Annotated in this window: 14 protein-coding genes; 11 read left to right on the top strand and 3 right to left on the bottom strand. The window is 37.5% G+C overall.

Annotated elements, in window-relative coordinates:
• The first annotated feature begins 52 nt into the window (after positions 1-52).
• The 5 genes from R3E32_02950 (at position 53) to R3E32_02970 (ending at position 6,529) form a co-directional block, all read left to right on the top strand.
• The gene (locus tag R3E32_02950) at positions 53-595 is read left to right on the top strand and encodes a heme NO-binding domain-containing protein (GenBank protein MEZ4883671.1); all 543 of its coding nucleotides are present in this window, start codon (positions 53-55) and stop codon (positions 593-595) included.
• A 2-nt stretch (positions 596-597) separates the two neighbouring features.
• Positions 598-2,784, top strand: a complete 2,187-nt coding sequence (locus tag R3E32_02955; GenBank protein MEZ4883672.1) for a response regulator — start codon at positions 598-600, stop codon at positions 2,782-2,784.
• A 17-nt stretch (positions 2,785-2,801) separates the two neighbouring features.
• Complete coding sequence (locus R3E32_02960) at positions 2,802-3,506, top strand: LytTR family DNA-binding domain-containing protein (protein ID MEZ4883673.1); 705 nt, start codon at positions 2,802-2,804, stop codon at positions 3,504-3,506.
• Between the two features lie 37 nt (positions 3,507-3,543).
• A complete protein-coding gene (locus R3E32_02965; protein MEZ4883674.1) occupies positions 3,544-3,957 on the top strand; it encodes a response regulator in 414 nt (137 codons plus the stop codon).
• A gap of 79 nt (positions 3,958-4,036) precedes the next feature.
• On the top strand, positions 4,037-6,529 hold the full coding sequence (locus R3E32_02970; protein MEZ4883675.1) for an ATP-binding protein: 2,493 nt from the start codon (positions 4,037-4,039) through the stop codon (positions 6,527-6,529).
• Positions 6,530-6,769: 240 nt separating this feature from the next.
• Here the strand turns inward: R3E32_02970 and R3E32_02975 are convergent, their stop codons facing one another.
• Positions 6,770-9,577, bottom strand: a complete 2,808-nt coding sequence (locus R3E32_02975; GenBank protein MEZ4883676.1) for an alpha-amylase family glycosyl hydrolase — start codon at positions 9,575-9,577, stop codon at positions 6,770-6,772.
• Positions 9,578-9,993: 416 nt separating this feature from the next.
• On the opposite strand from R3E32_02975, the gene R3E32_02980 reads away from it, so the two are divergent.
• From R3E32_02980 to R3E32_03005, 6 genes are all read left to right on the top strand, one after another.
• Entirely contained in the window at positions 9,994-10,443 is a 450-nt protein-coding gene (locus tag R3E32_02980) for a DUF2141 domain-containing protein (GenBank protein ID MEZ4883677.1), read from the top strand.
• A 570-nt stretch (positions 10,444-11,013) separates the two neighbouring features.
• Positions 11,014-11,625: a hypothetical protein gene (locus R3E32_02985; GenBank protein ID MEZ4883678.1), complete on the top strand. Its 612-nt coding sequence runs from the start codon at positions 11,014-11,016 to the stop codon at positions 11,623-11,625.
• Between the two features lie 238 nt (positions 11,626-11,863).
• A complete protein-coding gene (locus R3E32_02990) occupies positions 11,864-12,823 on the top strand; it encodes a hypothetical protein (GenBank protein MEZ4883679.1) in 960 nt (319 codons plus the stop codon).
• Entirely contained in the window at positions 12,820-13,098 is a 279-nt protein-coding gene (locus tag R3E32_02995; protein ID MEZ4883680.1) for a DUF6150 family protein, read from the top strand. Before R3E32_02990 ends, R3E32_02995 begins: the two co-directional genes overlap by 4 nt.
• Positions 13,095-15,065: a histidine kinase gene (locus R3E32_03000; GenBank protein MEZ4883681.1), complete on the top strand. Its 1,971-nt coding sequence runs from the start codon at positions 13,095-13,097 to the stop codon at positions 15,063-15,065. Before R3E32_02995 ends, R3E32_03000 begins: the two co-directional genes overlap by 4 nt.
• The gene (locus R3E32_03005; protein MEZ4883682.1) at positions 15,062-15,703 is read left to right on the top strand and encodes a response regulator transcription factor; all 642 of its coding nucleotides are present in this window, start codon (positions 15,062-15,064) and stop codon (positions 15,701-15,703) included. The genes R3E32_03000 and R3E32_03005 overlap by 4 nt, the downstream gene beginning before the upstream one ends.
• Before the next feature lie 11 nt (positions 15,704-15,714).
• On the opposite strand, the gene R3E32_03010 is transcribed toward R3E32_03005, so the two are convergent.
• Entirely contained in the window at positions 15,715-15,936 is a 222-nt protein-coding gene (locus tag R3E32_03010; GenBank protein MEZ4883683.1) for a hypothetical protein, read from the bottom strand.
• Positions 15,937-16,018: 82 nt separating this feature from the next.
• The gene (locus tag R3E32_03015) at positions 16,019-16,708 is read right to left on the bottom strand and encodes a response regulator transcription factor (GenBank protein MEZ4883684.1); all 690 of its coding nucleotides are present in this window, start codon (positions 16,706-16,708) and stop codon (positions 16,019-16,021) included.
• Between the last annotated feature and the right edge of the window lie 26 nt (positions 16,709-16,734).

Here is a 16,734-nt window from a genome sequence, read left to right on the forward strand (position 1 = left end):
TTTTGATGACGGTACTTTATAAAACACATATCATTAATGAAAATTTCGTTCAATGAAAGGAGTCGTTTTTACAGAGTTTTTAGAAATGGTGGAGGATAAGTTTGGTTATGAAACAGTTGATTCGATTATTGTTAAATCAGAGGTGAAATCTCAGGGTGCTTATACTTCAATAGGTACATACCCTTCTTCGGAAATGTTTGCATTGGTTGAACAATTAAGTGATGAACAAAATATTCCGTTTTCCACCTTGCTAAATGTATTTGGAAATTATCTGTTTCATCGTTTTGCGAAAATTTACCATCCGCTTGGCTTTGAAGAAATGAAATCCTCTTTTGATCTTTTAGAAAGCATTGAAGAACATATTCATATACAGGTACAAAAATTATACGCAAAATCTGAATTGCCTACTTTTAGTACCTACCGAGAAACTGAAAATCGATTGGTAATGATGTATCAATCAGAGAGAGCTATGGGGGATTTGGCAGTTGGCCTTATTGAAGGATGTTTGAAGCATTTTGGTGAAACGGCAAGTATAGAAAAGGTTAATATAACAGAAGATGGCAAAAAAGTTAAACTTACGATTGAAAAATATTAGACATGAGTAGTAATGAAGCATTGTATCAAAGACGGTTTCAACGTGAGAAAATGGCTCGTCAAGAAGCCGAGAGGATACTGGAAGAAAAATCACTGGAGTTGTATCAGGTGAATAAGCAACTTAAAGAACTGAATGATAACTTAGAGGAGGGTATCTTAAAACGTACGCAAGACTTACAGACAAGTGAGTTACGTCTATCTACTTTGATTAGCAATCTTCATTCGGGTATATTATTGGAGGATGAAGATCGAAGGGTAGTGGTAACAAATGGTTTTTTCTGCAAAACCTTTCACATTGATGCACCTCCCGAAGCTTTGATTGGAATGGATTGTCGTGGCTCGGCAGAGATGTCTAAACATCTTTTTGTGGATCCAGAAGGATTTATTAATAGAGTGAATGAATTACTTGAATCCAGAAAGATATGTGTAGAAGAGAGGTTGTTTATGAAAGATGGACTGGTTTTGGAACGAGATTACATACCCATTTTTGAAAAAGATAGATACTTAGGCCATTTGTGGCAGTACCGAGATGTAACCCTAAGAAACATCGAACTACTGGAAATTGAACAGGCAAAAAGGATGGCTGAACAGATGCAAAAAGCAGAAAAACAGTTTTTGGCAAGTATGAGTCACGAAATTCGCACACCCTTGAATGCGGTGATTGGAATGGCCAACTTGTTGTACGATACCCGTCCTACGAAAGAACAAATAGAATTCCTTGATATAATTCAAACATCTGCCAATATTTTGCAAGCACTAATTTCTGATATTTTGGACTTGTCAAAAATTGAAGCTGGAAAGATTGAATACAATGAGAACCCAATTGATTTGGTAGGTTTGATTCGTGCGCTTCAAAAAACGTTTCAAATCAAACTGAATAGTAAAAACATTGAAGTAGAATCTTTTGTAGATACTGCTATTGAAAATTACATCTTGAGTGATCAAATGCTCATCAATCAAATACTGTTGAATTTATTGGGCAATGCCGAAAAGTTTACGGAGTCTGGAAGTATTGGCTTGCAGGTAAAATTGATGGAGAAGGATGGTGAAGACATGTTGCTAAAATTCAAGGTGTATGATACAGGTATTGGTATTGAAAAGAATAGACTCGGTGCTATATTTGAGAAATTTAAACAAGCGAACAATGAAGTTCGTGTGAAGTATGGTGGTACAGGTTTGGGATTGCCGATTACAAAGAAGCTAATTGAATTTTTGGGCGGAAAAATTACTGTAGAAAGTGAAGTCGGCAGAGGTACAACTTTTACATTCACGCTTCCTGTGAAAGATGCAGGTTTCAAAGATGAAAAAAAGTCAAAGAAGGTTATTGATAATTTTGAGTTGGATAAATTGTATATCCTCGTGGTGGAGGACAACAAGATGAATCGAAAGTATTTAGATGGTCTTTTCAAAAGGTGGAATGTACGTCACGAAATGGCAGTAAATGGGAAACACGCTATGGAGTGGGTCGACAAGCAACAGTTTGACCTCATTTTGATGGACATTCAGATGCCTGTCATGGATGGTTATCAGGCTACGATTGCGATTAGAAACAGTCACAACCTTAACAAAAATACGCCAATTATTGCACTAACAGCCTCGGCATTATTGGATCAGCGAGAAAAAGCCTTGTCTTTGGGAATGAATGGTCATATCACCAAACCTTTTACACCGACTCAATTATTGGAAGGTATCAAGACCTATGCACAGACATCGAACAATAAAGAAGGAATTGAAGCGAATGTATTTACCATTGAAGAAGATGTTGCTCTTGTTGAAAAAAATAAAGCAGTTGAAATAGAAGCATACAACCCTGATAGTGAATTTGTCTTTGTAGGGGAACTGGATAAAGATTATCTACATGAGTTTTACGAAGGCGATTTAGACTACATGATAGATATGTTTGAAAGCTTTTTTGAAAGCACTGTTTCAGAAGTACCTCATTTAAAGAAATATACGGAAGCCAAAAATTGGGAGGATTTGTCCAAATTGGCGCACAAAATTGCCCCTACTTTCTCGATAGTAGGCTTGACTTCCTTTGAACCCAAATTTAGAGAAGTAGAAAAGATGGTTGCAAGAGGTTCTACTGGTCAAGAACTGCTCGAATTGATGGATGAAATTGAAGCCGCTTTGCCTGAAAAAATAACTTTAATAGCATCCGAACTCAACCGGATGAAAGAATATCAATCCTAAAAAAAATATCCATGAAAATGCAATGTATCATAGTAGATGATGAATTGATGGCTCGTAAGTCACTTGAAAAATTATGCAGTAGAATTCCTGAAGTAGAAGTAGTCCAAATTTGCGAAAATGCAGAGGAGGCATTGGAAGTGTTGGAAAAAAAGGAGATTGACCTTGTCTTTTTGGATGTAGAAATGCCAGGCTTGACGGGTATTGAACTTTTAGACCACGTTTCGGTGATGCCTCAAGTCATTTTTACCACTTCAAAAACGGAATATGCTTTTGAAGCTTTTCAGTACGAAGCAACTGATTATGTACAAAAACCTGTGCGTTTTCCTCGGCTGCAACAAGCGGTGCAGAAAGCCATCGCTATCTATGAGAAAACCAACGATAATTCAATTGATGAAAGCAAAGGACTCAACGAAGAGGAAATCTACATCAAAGACAACAATCGGTATGTGCGTATCAAATACGACGATATGCTTTACGTTGAAATATCAGGAGATTATGCTACAATCTTCACTACAAAAAACCGCCACATTGTTCATAGTACCTTGAAGAACATGGAGTCTAAATTGCCTCAAAATCGGTTTCTGAAGGTGCATCGTTCCTATATCGTAAACTTGAATAAGATTATTGATATTGAAGACAATACTCTTGTCGTAGCAGATAAAGTGATTCCGATTAGCCGTTCAAACAAACCTATTTTAATGGATAGATTGAACCTATTGTAGTCCACCAAAAAATAACACACTATAAAATCCTAAGTGAATGAAATTAAATGTTTTTATTGTTGATGATGAAGTAATGTATAGCAAAATGCTGTCGTATATCTTCAACTCAAAGGAGGAATACAACCTTCATGTGTTTGCAAACGGTCAAGATTGCATTGCAAATTTAGCATTGAATCCAGATGTTATCTTACTGGATTATAGCTTGCCTGATGTAAGTGGGGAAATCGTATTGCAGCAAATCAAACAGTTCAACAAGGACATTTTTGTGATTGTTATTTCGGGTTCGGTAGATAAAAACACTCCAAAAAACATGTTGAAAATGGGAGCATTTGATTTCATTTCCAAAGATTTGAATACCAAATATAGGATTTTGAACATTGTCAATCTTCAAAAGGAGGTGCTAGTGCTTAGACAGGAAAAAGAAATTTTGTTGAAAAAACTAAAAGAGTAATCCATTTAACCTCAACAATAAAAAGTCCAATGTTGGATATCACACAAGATTAATATCGCCTTTCAATTTAGTACCACGGATGACCTTACACACACACAACCTTATCACACTGTACGAATTATCTTTAGCAGTTGGTGGATCTATTGAAACCCAAAAAAACTGTGAAGAGTTTGTAAAAGCACTCGTCACACAAAAGGGATATTCATTTGTATCTATATGGGCTCGGAATATTCCGAGTGTAGAGTTTAAAGAAGAACGATGCAGCGAAAAAAAATTCGATCTTTTATTTGCCTATCCCGCAGCAAAAGTTAGAGATATAAAACTCACCAATATTAATCACATTTGTCACCAACTTCAAACAAAGAATTTTTTTTCCGTATCCTCCTCTTCTCATTCCGAAGACTTCAATGCCTACATACATGAAAAAGAAGTAAAATCAGGAACTTATTCTTTCTTTAGACTAGGCAATTTTGGTTTTTTGAAAGCCTATACTGCTAATAGGCAAAAGCCCTATGATTCCACCGAATTATCACAGCTGCAAAATGTGATGAATAAATTTGCAGTCTCAGTAGAAGGATGTTTTGCGTATGAACGTGAAAGATTCAACAAAATGAAACTGGTCGAAAAAGAGTCTAAGCTCAGACAAGTGATTGATACTTCGTTGGATGCTGTGGTAATTATTGACGAAAAAGAGAAAATAATTGAATGGAGCAGACAGGCCGAAACCATTTTTGGGTACACAAAGGGCGAAGTTTTTGGTAAAAGAGTCGTGGATTTTATCATTGCACCAACTTACCGCCAATACTACCAACGAGCAGCTGATCAGTTCGTTAAAAATGAGACAAATACCTACTTTGACAAATTCCTAGAGTTGACTGCATTGCGAAAAAACCAAGTAGAATTTCCGATTGAAATGACCGTTTCGCATATCAAAATCAATGGGAAAGATTCTTTCAGTATGTTCTTTCGTGATATTACCAACCGAAAAAAAGATGAAAACGAATTGATTAGAGCCAAACATGAAGCCGAAAAAGCACGATTGGCCGAAAGACAGTTTTTGGCCAACATGAGCCACGAAATTCGCACGCCCATGAATGCAGTCATTGGAATGTCGCACCTACTGTATCAAAGCAATCTCACCGAAGTCCAAAAAGACTATGTAGATTCCCTTATGTTTTCGGCTGATAGTCTAATGGCGATTATCAACAATATTTTGGATTTGTCTAAAATTGAAGCAGGAGAACTTGAATTTGAGTCAAGCTCCTTCAATTTGTTCGAACTCCTAAAATCACTTCAATCCAGTTTTCAATATAAAGTAAAAGAAAAACCTATTAGTGTAGCTTTTTCATTGGACTACAAAATCGAAAATCAAATCATCGGAGACCCGACTCGCTTGAATCAAATCCTTATCAACCTACTCGGCAACTCGGCAAAGTTCACCCCACAAGGCTCAATCGGCATAGATGTCAGACTATTGGAGGAAACCCACGATACCTATTTGATACAGTTTAATGTCCATGATACAGGCATTGGAATTCCTCTTGAAAAACTACCGCTTATTTTCAAAAGCTTCAAACAGGTAGATAATCAAGTGACCCGAAAATATGGAGGCACAGGATTGGGGCTTTCCATCGTCAAGGAACTGGTAGAAAGGCAAGGAGGAAACATTGAAGTGAAAAGCAAAGAAGGTGAAGGTACTGAATTTTGCTTCCGTCTGTTATTCGGAAAAGATGGCAAAAAAGGACTTAGAAACCTTAAAACTGAGTTGAAAATGGAAACTTCCTTTTCGCTCGAAAAAGTACGGGTATTGGTGGTAGAAGACAATGATATGAATCAAAAGTTGATTACCAAAATATTGAAAATTTGGAATGCAAATTTTGATTTGGCAGTCAATGGATTAGAAGCAGTCGAAATGGCTAAAAAAAGTGCTTACCAGTTGATACTGATGGATATTCACATGCCCGAAATGGATGGCTGTGCCGCCACTTTGGAAATCCGAAAAAATCCTGAAAATCCCAATATCAAAACCCCCATCATTGCTCTGACGGCAGCTGCTCTGCTCGATGAAAAAAGAAGGGTTTTTGATGCAGGGATGGATGATTTTTTAACCAAACCTTTTTCTCCCAAAATGCTGCAAGGTATCTTCGAAAAGTGGTTGGATTTGAGTTTTATACAGCAAATAAATGGCGTTGAATCAATTGCAGAAGATACGAATAAAAGCATAAAAGATACGTTTCGATACCTTTACGAATTCAGTGATGGTGATTTGGATTTTATACAAGACATGTTAGAAACTTTTCTGGAGCAGACTCCCAAACAAATGGACGAACTCTCAGATGCTTGTGAAGACCTCAACCATGAGAAAGTCTATAAGATTGCCCACCGCATCAAACCGAGCTTTATGATGATAGGTTTGACCGAATTAGAAGAATTGGCACAAACTGTTGAGCAGATGGCGAAAGCTTCTACTTTTGAGCGAGAAAAGGTCAGCGATTACATTTTGATTATGAAAAAAGAAGTTTTCAACTATCTCCCCGAATTGAAGCAAAAACTGACCTTGTTTACAAAATAATACGGAATAGTTGATTCGTGACTGTGAAAGCAAAATAAATTTCATCGGAATCCCAGATGTGTAGAAATAATGGTAAATAGATTTTCATGAGGGGCGTAGCCTCGACACAACACCTAACCCTTTTGAGTGTCAAATAACTTTCGTTGCAGTGTAATACATATAAAAGCCTCCTTCGTAGCCCATGAATGAACTACGAAGGAGGCTTCACATTGAGAATAGGCACAAAATGCTTCAATCCAATTACTTCAACAACAAAAGCCTATCACTTACCCGTTCCCCTTCAATGTCAACTTGATAAAAATACGTTCCATTCGGAAAATCGCTTGCATTCCACTGCAAAGATTGCAGCCCAGCGTTTTGTTTTCCTTCAAACAATACTTCAATTTCTTCCCCCAACACATTGAAGATACGCACAGACACATTTGCAGCTTTCGGCAAAGCATATTCAATTGTTGCCGTTTGTTGGAAAGGGTTGGGAAAGTGTCGGATTTGGTATTTGGCAGTCAATACTTCATGGTCTTCAATAGAAGTCATCAAAATATCGGCAGGTGATGGGAGAGGAGCGGAGGTGTAAATGTGGAACTCACCAGGAGCCAAGGTCACATCTCGGAAAGTATCCAAAATCTCCAATTCTTCACCTGTCAAGAAATCGTACCAAGTGCCAAATTTGGTGAATGTGACCAACTTGGTTTTCTGGACTACATCAAAATTGCCGACAATGATGGCATCCATTTCTGCATGTCGAAGGCGAACTACCTTGAAGGTAGAAGCCATTTCCATATTAAAATTATCGGTTTGGAAAGTAGGGTAGTTTTTTTTCAAGGCAATCATCAAGCGGTAATGATCAAACAAACTACTGCGGTTGGCATCGTCTTGATAATCCCAACGAATGGGCTTGTCAGACAGTCTGCAATTGTTGTTAATCGTTCCGTCCGTACATCTGTTGATAGAGAAATCATACCCAAGTTCACCAAACTCCCACACCATTTTGGGCCCAGGAATGGGCAAAAAGAAAGTAGTTGCCATTTTTGCTCGCTCAATAGCCGTTGCAAAATCTCGTGTATTGTAGCTACCATTGCTATTCCCATTATTGACCAATCGGTACATCATGCGTTCTTCATCATGACTCTCCATATACCCCACCAAATGAGGAGAATTGAAGCCTCTCCCTTTGTAGGAAATACCTGTCAAATTGCTCGAAAGACCTTTTGCAGCCTCCGCATAATCGTGGTTCACATTTCCCCAAAGCATCATGCCATAATCCGCCAATTCTTTTTCTTCACTATTGTCTGCAAAATGCTCCAAAATAACATAAGCAGTTGGGTCGGTTTCCCAAAGTTTGTCTGCCATTCGCTTCAAAATCGCAATGCGGGATTCGTCTCTTTGACCAAAAAGACCTGCATCATTGCCTGAATCGGTTTGGGTGAATCCTTTGGAAAGGTCAAAACGATAGCCGTCAAATTTGTATTCGGTCAACCAATATTCATTCACTCTATCTACAAAATATTGTGTAGCAGTACTTTCATGGTTGAAGTCATAACCCACATTGAAGGGATGCTTGGCAACTTTATTGTGGTAAGGGCTTTCGTCTAAATTCGGGTACAAACGCACCAAGGCACATTGTCCAAAGGCATGGTTCAAGACCATATCTAAAATAACGGCAATACCTCTTTTGTGGGATTCATCAATAAATCTTTTCAAATCTTCTTCTGTGCCGTAGTATTTGTCGGGTGCAAAGAAATAACTCGGATTGTAGCCCCAACTATTATTGCCTTCAAACTCCATAATCGGCATCAATTCAATGGCATTTACGCCCAAACGCTGTAAATAATCGAGTGTGTCGGTCAAATCTTTGTAGCTGTGACTGCCCAAGAAATCCCGTATCAACAATTCGTAAATCACCAAATTAGATTGTGTTGGTCGTTCATAATCTGTTGTCGTCCAAGTATAAGGCGTTTGAGCCGTTTGCAGGACACTCACAATATCGGTGGTTTTTCCAGCAGGGTAGGACTTCAAATTGGGATAGACATCGGAGGTAATGAATTGATCGTTCCACGGGTCGAGAACTTTTTCGGCATAAGGGTCGCCAATTTTGATGAATCCATCCACCAAATATTGAAAGGCATATTCTTTACCTGCTTCCAATCCATCTATTTGCAGCCAATAACGGTCGTTTTCGGGCGTGACTTTCATCAGATAATTGTTGTCCAATTCCCAATCATTGAAGTCGCCAATCACATACACGAACTTTTTGCTCGGCGCATAAAGTGAAAGCACCACAGAATTGTCATTCAAATAAGTGATTCCGTCTTCAATTTCGTTTGGCAAAGAAGCAACGGTATTGGAGGGCTGTACCAAATAGAAGAAAGAGTCGGCGACTTCTTCGGTGTTGGTGCTTGCCACATATTTCACCCATTTTTTGGCTTCCTCTGTGACGGTTTCTTCATACACCGCTTGAGTACCTACATTTTGCGATACCAAGGAATTGTCTATATAAATAGAAATGGTCGCTTCTTCGCTCGCTTGTACGGCAATGGTAAACGATTCATTGAGTTGGGCAATATAGGGACGCTCAAAGGGTTCTGCAAAAGTAGCTTGCAATCCAGTGCTTTGCGCCACGTCAATAAAAATATCACCTCCATCGGTAGCTCGCCCAACTTTTGAGCCATCGACATTGCGAAACACAAAAGCCAACTTCAAAATGGCTTCATTGGAAGGTACGCCGTAGTAGCTGCGAATGTTGTAAGAAATTTGGTATTTGTCGTCACCAATTGCAGTCAATAGCACCTTGTTATTGGCTATACCCCAATCTGAAACGACATATTTCCAATCACTTGGACTAGTGCTTTCGCTGGTAATCACACCTGTATGGGCGTAAAGAGGCCCACCCGAACCAGCCAATTCACCATTGCCTTCTTTGGCATCAAAGGTGATGGTTATCATGTCTTCGGCAGTCACCAAAACGGGTTCCCAAGTGACGACTTGGGCAAGCGCAAAATTGGCCTGTATAAAAAGGAAAAAAGCTAAGAAAATAGTTATTCGATTCATGTTTGTAATTTTATGTGTTCAAATTTAGTAAGAAAACAAGTAGTTCGACATACTGTTGTGAATTGCTTCCTTCAATTTGGTCTTATGCTTTTCAAATTGTTAGATAAGGTTCTTGCAAATTTAACAAGCATTGTAATCAATTGGCAGACAATTGAAGGAAGTATAGAAAAAAAGTGGATAATTAAATAGTGTAATTATTTGTATCTTAATTATTATCAATCATTTAAACGATTATTTACAATAAGTAAAAGTGGATGAATTGGGTTACTCTACCAATTTCTACCATCATAAGTCCTATTTATTTCATTTTATGGTGTGTCCTTTGTGTTGATTCTGTCTTTTGGAGAATCGGCGTAAAGGACATTTTTTTTGTATTATGAGGCATATTTAACAACAACAAACGCTACAAACGCTTAATGAACCTTAGAAAATACATTATATTGCTCATATTCAATAGTTTAAGTGTTTTTTCTCAGAAAAACAGCCAACAATTGAAGGTAGAAATCACCAATATTCAAAATTCTAGGGGAGTGATATTGGTAGCTATTTACGATTCAGAAGAAACTTTTTTGGATGAGCCATTGCAGTACAAAATTGTAGCGATTGATAGCACTACAAAATTTCCGACATCGATTGAGACGTTTTTTGAAGGCTTGAAGGTTGGGCAATATGCGGTGAGTGTATATCACGATGAAAACGAAAATTGGGAATTGGATAGAAATTGGATTGGGATTCCAAAAGAAATGTTTGGATTCTCCAACAATGCACGAGCAAAATTCAGTCCGCCGACATTTGAAGAGTGTTCAGTGGACATTATTCAATCAGAATTCTCTAAAGCCTTAGAGATTAGGCTTAGAAACTGGTAATTTTGCCTATAATTTATATTATGTTAAATAGCATTTCTCTAAATTGAAAAAACACCCTCTCCTTTTGGGGTTCTCTGAAAATTTAGGTGATTATTGGCTTTGGGGAATCTACATTTCAGTATTTTAGAAGGTTAGGTAACTGTATTTTCAGAATCGGTTTTAATTGGTAGTTATAGACTTATAAAGATTTATCCTTTTCAAATATTTTTGAGACCAATGAATGAAATTCGAAGGAATTCATTCATCAAGTAGAACAACAGGTAAACCTACCCTGTTGTGGTCGGTTAAAATAATTTAGAAGTATTTGATTCTTTATCCATTGCCTGACACAAAAGTGTTATTTCACCGCAGTTCAAAAGATAGTAACTTTGAATTATCAAAAATGGAATGTAGCACATCTGCCACAACAGACTGAATGACAAGTTTTTAATATCAATAATAGTTTGATTTTCAGAACTAAAACTTCAAAGTGCGATTTTATTTGAAATTTTAAAATTACCAAATCTATTTGTTATGAAATTCTATTATTTTTTATTTATTTTATTATTTTTGTCAACTAAAACCAATATTATGGCTCAAAATCATAAAGAAACACTTGTTCAGCAAATTGAGGAAGAATCCAACTGGCTCGATGCTCGTGTAATCGAAACCATGGCTACTTTAAACTTTTCGGAAAGTATGTGGGAAAAGGTACTCAGCGACCAAATGTATCCAAAAGGTCTCTCTACATTTGGCCGTATGGGAGGTGCTTTTGCTGATTTGTCAGATAAATTCGGCGATACTTATTTGAATAAAAAATGTGGATTTGGTGAAGCTGTTGATGTAGATAACCGTCAATATTGTTCAAGTATTATTGAAGATTTGGCAGATAGATATTCTATCACTGTGAATGCACAAAATGTTCAGGGAAGTAAAGATGCTTTCAAAATGGTATTGGGGTATGTGAGCAGTTTTGCTATTTATTTACAAGATGGTAGTTCTTCGATTTGGAATCATGGTTACAGCCCAAATTCTGACGAATTGCACATCATTATCAATGCCGATAATAAGTACAAAGAGGTAACAATGTCTTGGAGTGAGGACAAAAGTACGGTAACATTGAATGCTCCTGCGGATATCGAAACGGTTAATTGGGATGGAAAAATCCACACTGGGTTGAAGCGTGGATGGAGTGTGAAGTAAGGCAAGTGCAAATTCAATTTAAAAACACAAATGAAAATGATTTTTTATAAACGAGTTAGCTGATTTTGCTGACTGACCAATTAGATATTTTAGTTTGCCTTGTTTGCGTTTAATGCACCTTTAATTTAAAAACAATTGAAGGAAAAATGGGCTGGGTAATCATTACCTAGCCCATTTTATTAATAAATAGGGTGAATGCTTCAAAGACTTTTTTTTAACTACAAACCCTATTTTAACCATGTCAAATATAAGTGTAGCACTCAAATTGATTGCCAACGAAAAAAGGAGGAAAACAGGGAAATTAAATTTAGGTCATTGTGGGTTAGCAAACTTATCGAAAGATATTCCTACTTTGTTTGAACTGGAGTGGTTGGAAGAACTAATCTTAACCAACGGCCCCACATCCGAATATTTTGATTATGAAGAAGGTGCTGATAACTCCTTGCGGTATAGTTCATTTGATGTAAAAATGATTCCGAACAAGATAGACAAACTTCCATCGGAACTTACACGCTTAGTACATCTAAAAAAGTTATCTATTTCGGGAGATTGGAATACTGGAGGGAATTTACAAAAGTTAGAATATTTGCCCGATGGATTGGAAGTGCTAGAAGCTGACTACAATAAAATTCCAGATTTGAATGCGCTTCCCAGTGGTTTGAAGAGTTTGAGTATTAAGTTTAATCAAATTAAAAAAATTGAATCGCTGCCTATGGGTTTGCAGACCTTATCTGTGGGCGGCAATAAAATAAAAAAATTGGAAAACTTGCCTGATACCTTGCGAGAACTAAATGCTGGGTATGGTAAGATTCGTACACTACAAAATCTACCAGATAGTTTATTGGAACTTTACCTCTTTGACAACGATATAGAGCGCATCGAGAACCTCCCTATAGGTTTAGAAAAACTGGACTTATGTAGTAATAAAATAAGGAGTATTGAAAACTTACCGAGCAAACTTGAAAGCCTAAAAATATTGAATAACAGAATTAGAGAAATAGGTGTTATTCCCATATCGCTTAAATATATTAATGTTGATGGAAATCTAATTGAAGATTTAACGCCTTTAAAAGACTTTTTCAGCCTATATATTTCTATTTCTTTTGACGACAATCCAATAAAAATACCTCCAATGAATATTGTTGAAGAAGGAAACGAAGCCATTATTGATTTTTTCAAAAAAGCAAACATCAAATGAACAACAATGACATAGCAAAATCACGTTTGATTTACCAAACACTATTTAAGGCACAAGCCGACAAAATTGTATATATTACGAGGTATAAAAGAGAGGCGGATGTTGTGATTTATGAAACCAAAATAAGGGCGGAAGTGACACAACAGAATGGAATTTGGCTTGAAGTCAAGTACAAAATTGAAGCAGATTGGAAAGTTTATTTTACCTTGCTAAAAAGTGAAGCTGAACTAATTGTTTATTTCACAAAATTTAAGCACGAAGCTACTACGCAATGATGGATTTTTCGCCAAGCCCATTTAAAAACTTGTTGTCTAAATGCCTGTTTGTCATTTTGATAGGTTCGTTTTGGACTGCTTGCACCAAAAAACAAGCTCCAAATCCAGTGCGAAACCTAAGCTACACACAAGATTCCATCCGACTTGTTCATGCCATAGATTCTATTTTTGATATACAATTTGACTACCCTGATAGTGCTTTTCAGGCTTGGCAACCATTCGCTCAAGAAGCACTCAAAAAAAAGATTTACCTCCCTTTGATGAGTTATTATCGTTACGGGGTTTTCAATAGGGCTGCTTTGGCACAAGACCTTGAAACTGCTACGGAATTGGCACAATCCTCCATGACCATTGCCAAGCTGACGAATGACAGTACATTCTTGGGACATGCCAACTACAACATTGCTATTTTGTATGGCGCACAAGACATCCTCGATTCTGCCTCCTATTATTTTCTTCGCTCGATTGATTATTTAGCCAGTGGTCAAGATTGGGGGGCGGAATTGGATGCTTGGACCAATTTGGCTGAAATGACCAAAATGCAGGGTGACTTGTTGACGGCAGAAAAATACAAACTTGCCGTATTGAATAGAACAAGAATGCGTAAGGATAAAAGAGAAATGGGTTTTATGTACCTGTCTTTGGTGGATTTATACATTGAGATGGATAAGCTGCCTCAATCTCGCCAATACCTAGATTCGGCAACCTACGTTTTACAGGTTTTTGACGATACATTGAATACGAATCTGTTGGAAATGAAAGGCCGTCATGCCTTAGCTCAATCAAATTTTGACCGTGCCTTGTTCTATTTTCATCTATTGCAGGAAAAGTCAATTGTTAATCAAGACATCAGTAGTTTTACCAGAACCCTATTCAAACTGGCATTCACACACAGTCAACTCAACAATCCAGATTCTGCTCGGTATTATTTGAGGTTGTTTGAAGAAAATTCGGGGCCACAACAGCTATCTAAGGAACAACAACTAAAGTATGCTGAAACGAAATTCAAGCTAAAAGATGTCAACACTTCAACCAAAGAAACCATTGATAATCTGACGACTATTAACCGTTTATTAAATGAGAAAATAGAGCAAAATAAAAATTTATTTGGTACCAAAAGATTGCATCAAATCGAACAAGCCGAAAAGGATAAAATCATTCTGCAACAGACGGTGCAAAATCAAAATAAAAATTTAACGATTACATGGCTGATTGTTGGGCTGGCTGCAATGTTAATCGCTATCCTGTTCACCCTATTTTATTTGAAAAAACGGCGACAGTTGCACCGACAAGAACTGTTAATTTTGGAGCAACAAAGGGAATTTGAATTGAAGTCAGCTCTCTTGAAAAGTCAACTCAAAGAACGCAACCGAATTTCACAAGAACTACACGATGATTTGGGGGCAACGCTTACCTCTATTTCGATGAGTGCCGAACTACTCAAAAGGAAACACCCCGAACTGAATAGCCGAGAAGTTGAAATAATAGCTGATAGCTCAAGCAGTTTGGTCGACAGTATGAATGAAATCGTTTGGAGTTTGAACAGCAACAACGATTCCCTTCAAAGTCTGGTCGCTTATATCCGAAAATTTACCTCTCAATTTTTAACAGATGCAGATATTTCTTTTTCAATTGATTCACTGGATGTTATCCCGAATATAGAATTAGAAGGTGCGGTGCGCCGCAGTATTTTTTTGACGGCGAAAGAGGCATTGAACAATATAGTGAAACATGCACAAGCGAGCCATGTCAATCTTAGATTTGCCATCGAAAGTGATGTATTTATGGTTCAAATCGAGGACAATGGCAAAGGGTTTGTGGTATCTGAAAATACGGATATTTTGGGCAATGGACTCCGCAATATGAAGCACAACATGGAAAATATCAATGGTGAAATGACCTATTTTTCCAATCCTAAAAGCACTAAGATTACCTTGTTATTTCCACTGAAAAAAGATAAAATATGAATGATGAATTAATTACGATAGCCATTGTTGAGGACAATGCCAACATTCGCGAACTGCTCCAAAATACTATCAGTATGGAAAAAGACTATCACTGTGTGGGCAGTTATCCGAATGGTGAACAAGCAGTTATATATATCCCAACTATCCACCCCAATGTCGTATTGATGGACATTGGACTTCCTGGTATAGATGGCATCGAGTGTGTGCGACAACTCAAACCACTTTGTCCAAAGACGGAGTTTATGATGTGTACGGTGTATGATGAGGATGAAAAAGTATATCAGGCATTGGAATTTGGAGCGAGTTCTTATATTTTGAAGCGCAGCAAGCCAGAGTTTTTATTGCAGGCCATCAGAGAAGTACATGAAGGTGGAAGTCCTTTGAGTCCCGATATAGCCCGCAAACTTGTGCAACGTTTCCAAAAAAAGAAGACAGATATTGTTGCCGAGGCGAACATCACCCCCCGAGAAATGGAGGTATTGCAGTTGCTTTCTACGGGAGCATTGTATAAAGAAGTAGCCGATAAATTGGGAATATCTATCAACACATTGAAGCGCCATATTTACAATTCTTACGAAAAACTTCAAGTCGATAATAAGACTGAGGCGTTTAATAAGTTGTTTAGAAAATTCAAGTAGTCACGAAAGATTTACATTTCATCTTCCATCCGCTTTATACGCCTATCCAAAGCCACCAAATAAAACACTATTCCGATGAATATCAATAAAATAACTCCAACCACTACATAGATTTTACCAGATTGGTACATCAGATTTGCCATGCCATTGTCCTCCGTTGGAGTTTGGGCAAATAAAGAGGCATGTTGAAGTAAAACACCCAAAAGAACATAAACTACTTGTTTAACTCTCATTGTAGAATAATTTTTGCTCAAAAATAATCAAAATTGCTCAATAGCGATGGGTTTGAAACCCATCGCTATTGAGCAATTTTGATTAGGAAGGCACATTCAGAATAAACCCAACTTTAAACACATTCTCAATCTGCACACGAGGGTCTTTTTTCAGCAGTTTGCGGATGCGAGATATGAACACATCAAAACTGCGCCCCAAAAAATAATCCTCCTCACCATAAATCTGCTTCACCGCATCCTCTCGCCTCAGAATCTTGTTTTGGTGAATACAAAGTAAGCGCAATACCTCGTTTTCTTTCTCGGTTATGCGCTTGACCGTATCTTTGTAGTACAACTCTTGTCGTTCATAGTCAAAGAAATAATCTCCAACCTGAAACTGTTTGGGAAATGTTTGCAGCTCCTCACCTTCGGCTTTTCGCCTCAGAATTACCTGCAATCGGCACAGCAATTCTTCTTCGTCAAAAGGTTTTGTAATAAAATCCTCCGCTCCTAGCGAAAAACCCCGCAACTTGTCTTGTTTCAAGGAACGAGCCGTCAGAAACAGAAAAGGAATTGTGCTATTTTCTTGTCGGATTTGTTGTGCCAAGGTGAAGCCATCTATTTTTGGCAACATAATATCCAAAATGCACAAATCAAAGATTTCCTTTTGGAAGGACTTCCATGCCGAACTCCCATCTCTGCACAATTTCACTTTGTAATTCTCTGCTTCCAAATACTCTACCAACAAAAAACCCAAAGTCAAATCATCTTCTACTAACAATATATGGTACATTTCCTTTTTTATTTTAACTTCATATC

The organism is Chitinophagales bacterium, from assembly GCA_041392475.1.
In the GTDB taxonomy this organism is placed as follows: domain Bacteria; phylum Bacteroidota; class Bacteroidia; order Chitinophagales; family UBA2359; genus JAUHXA01.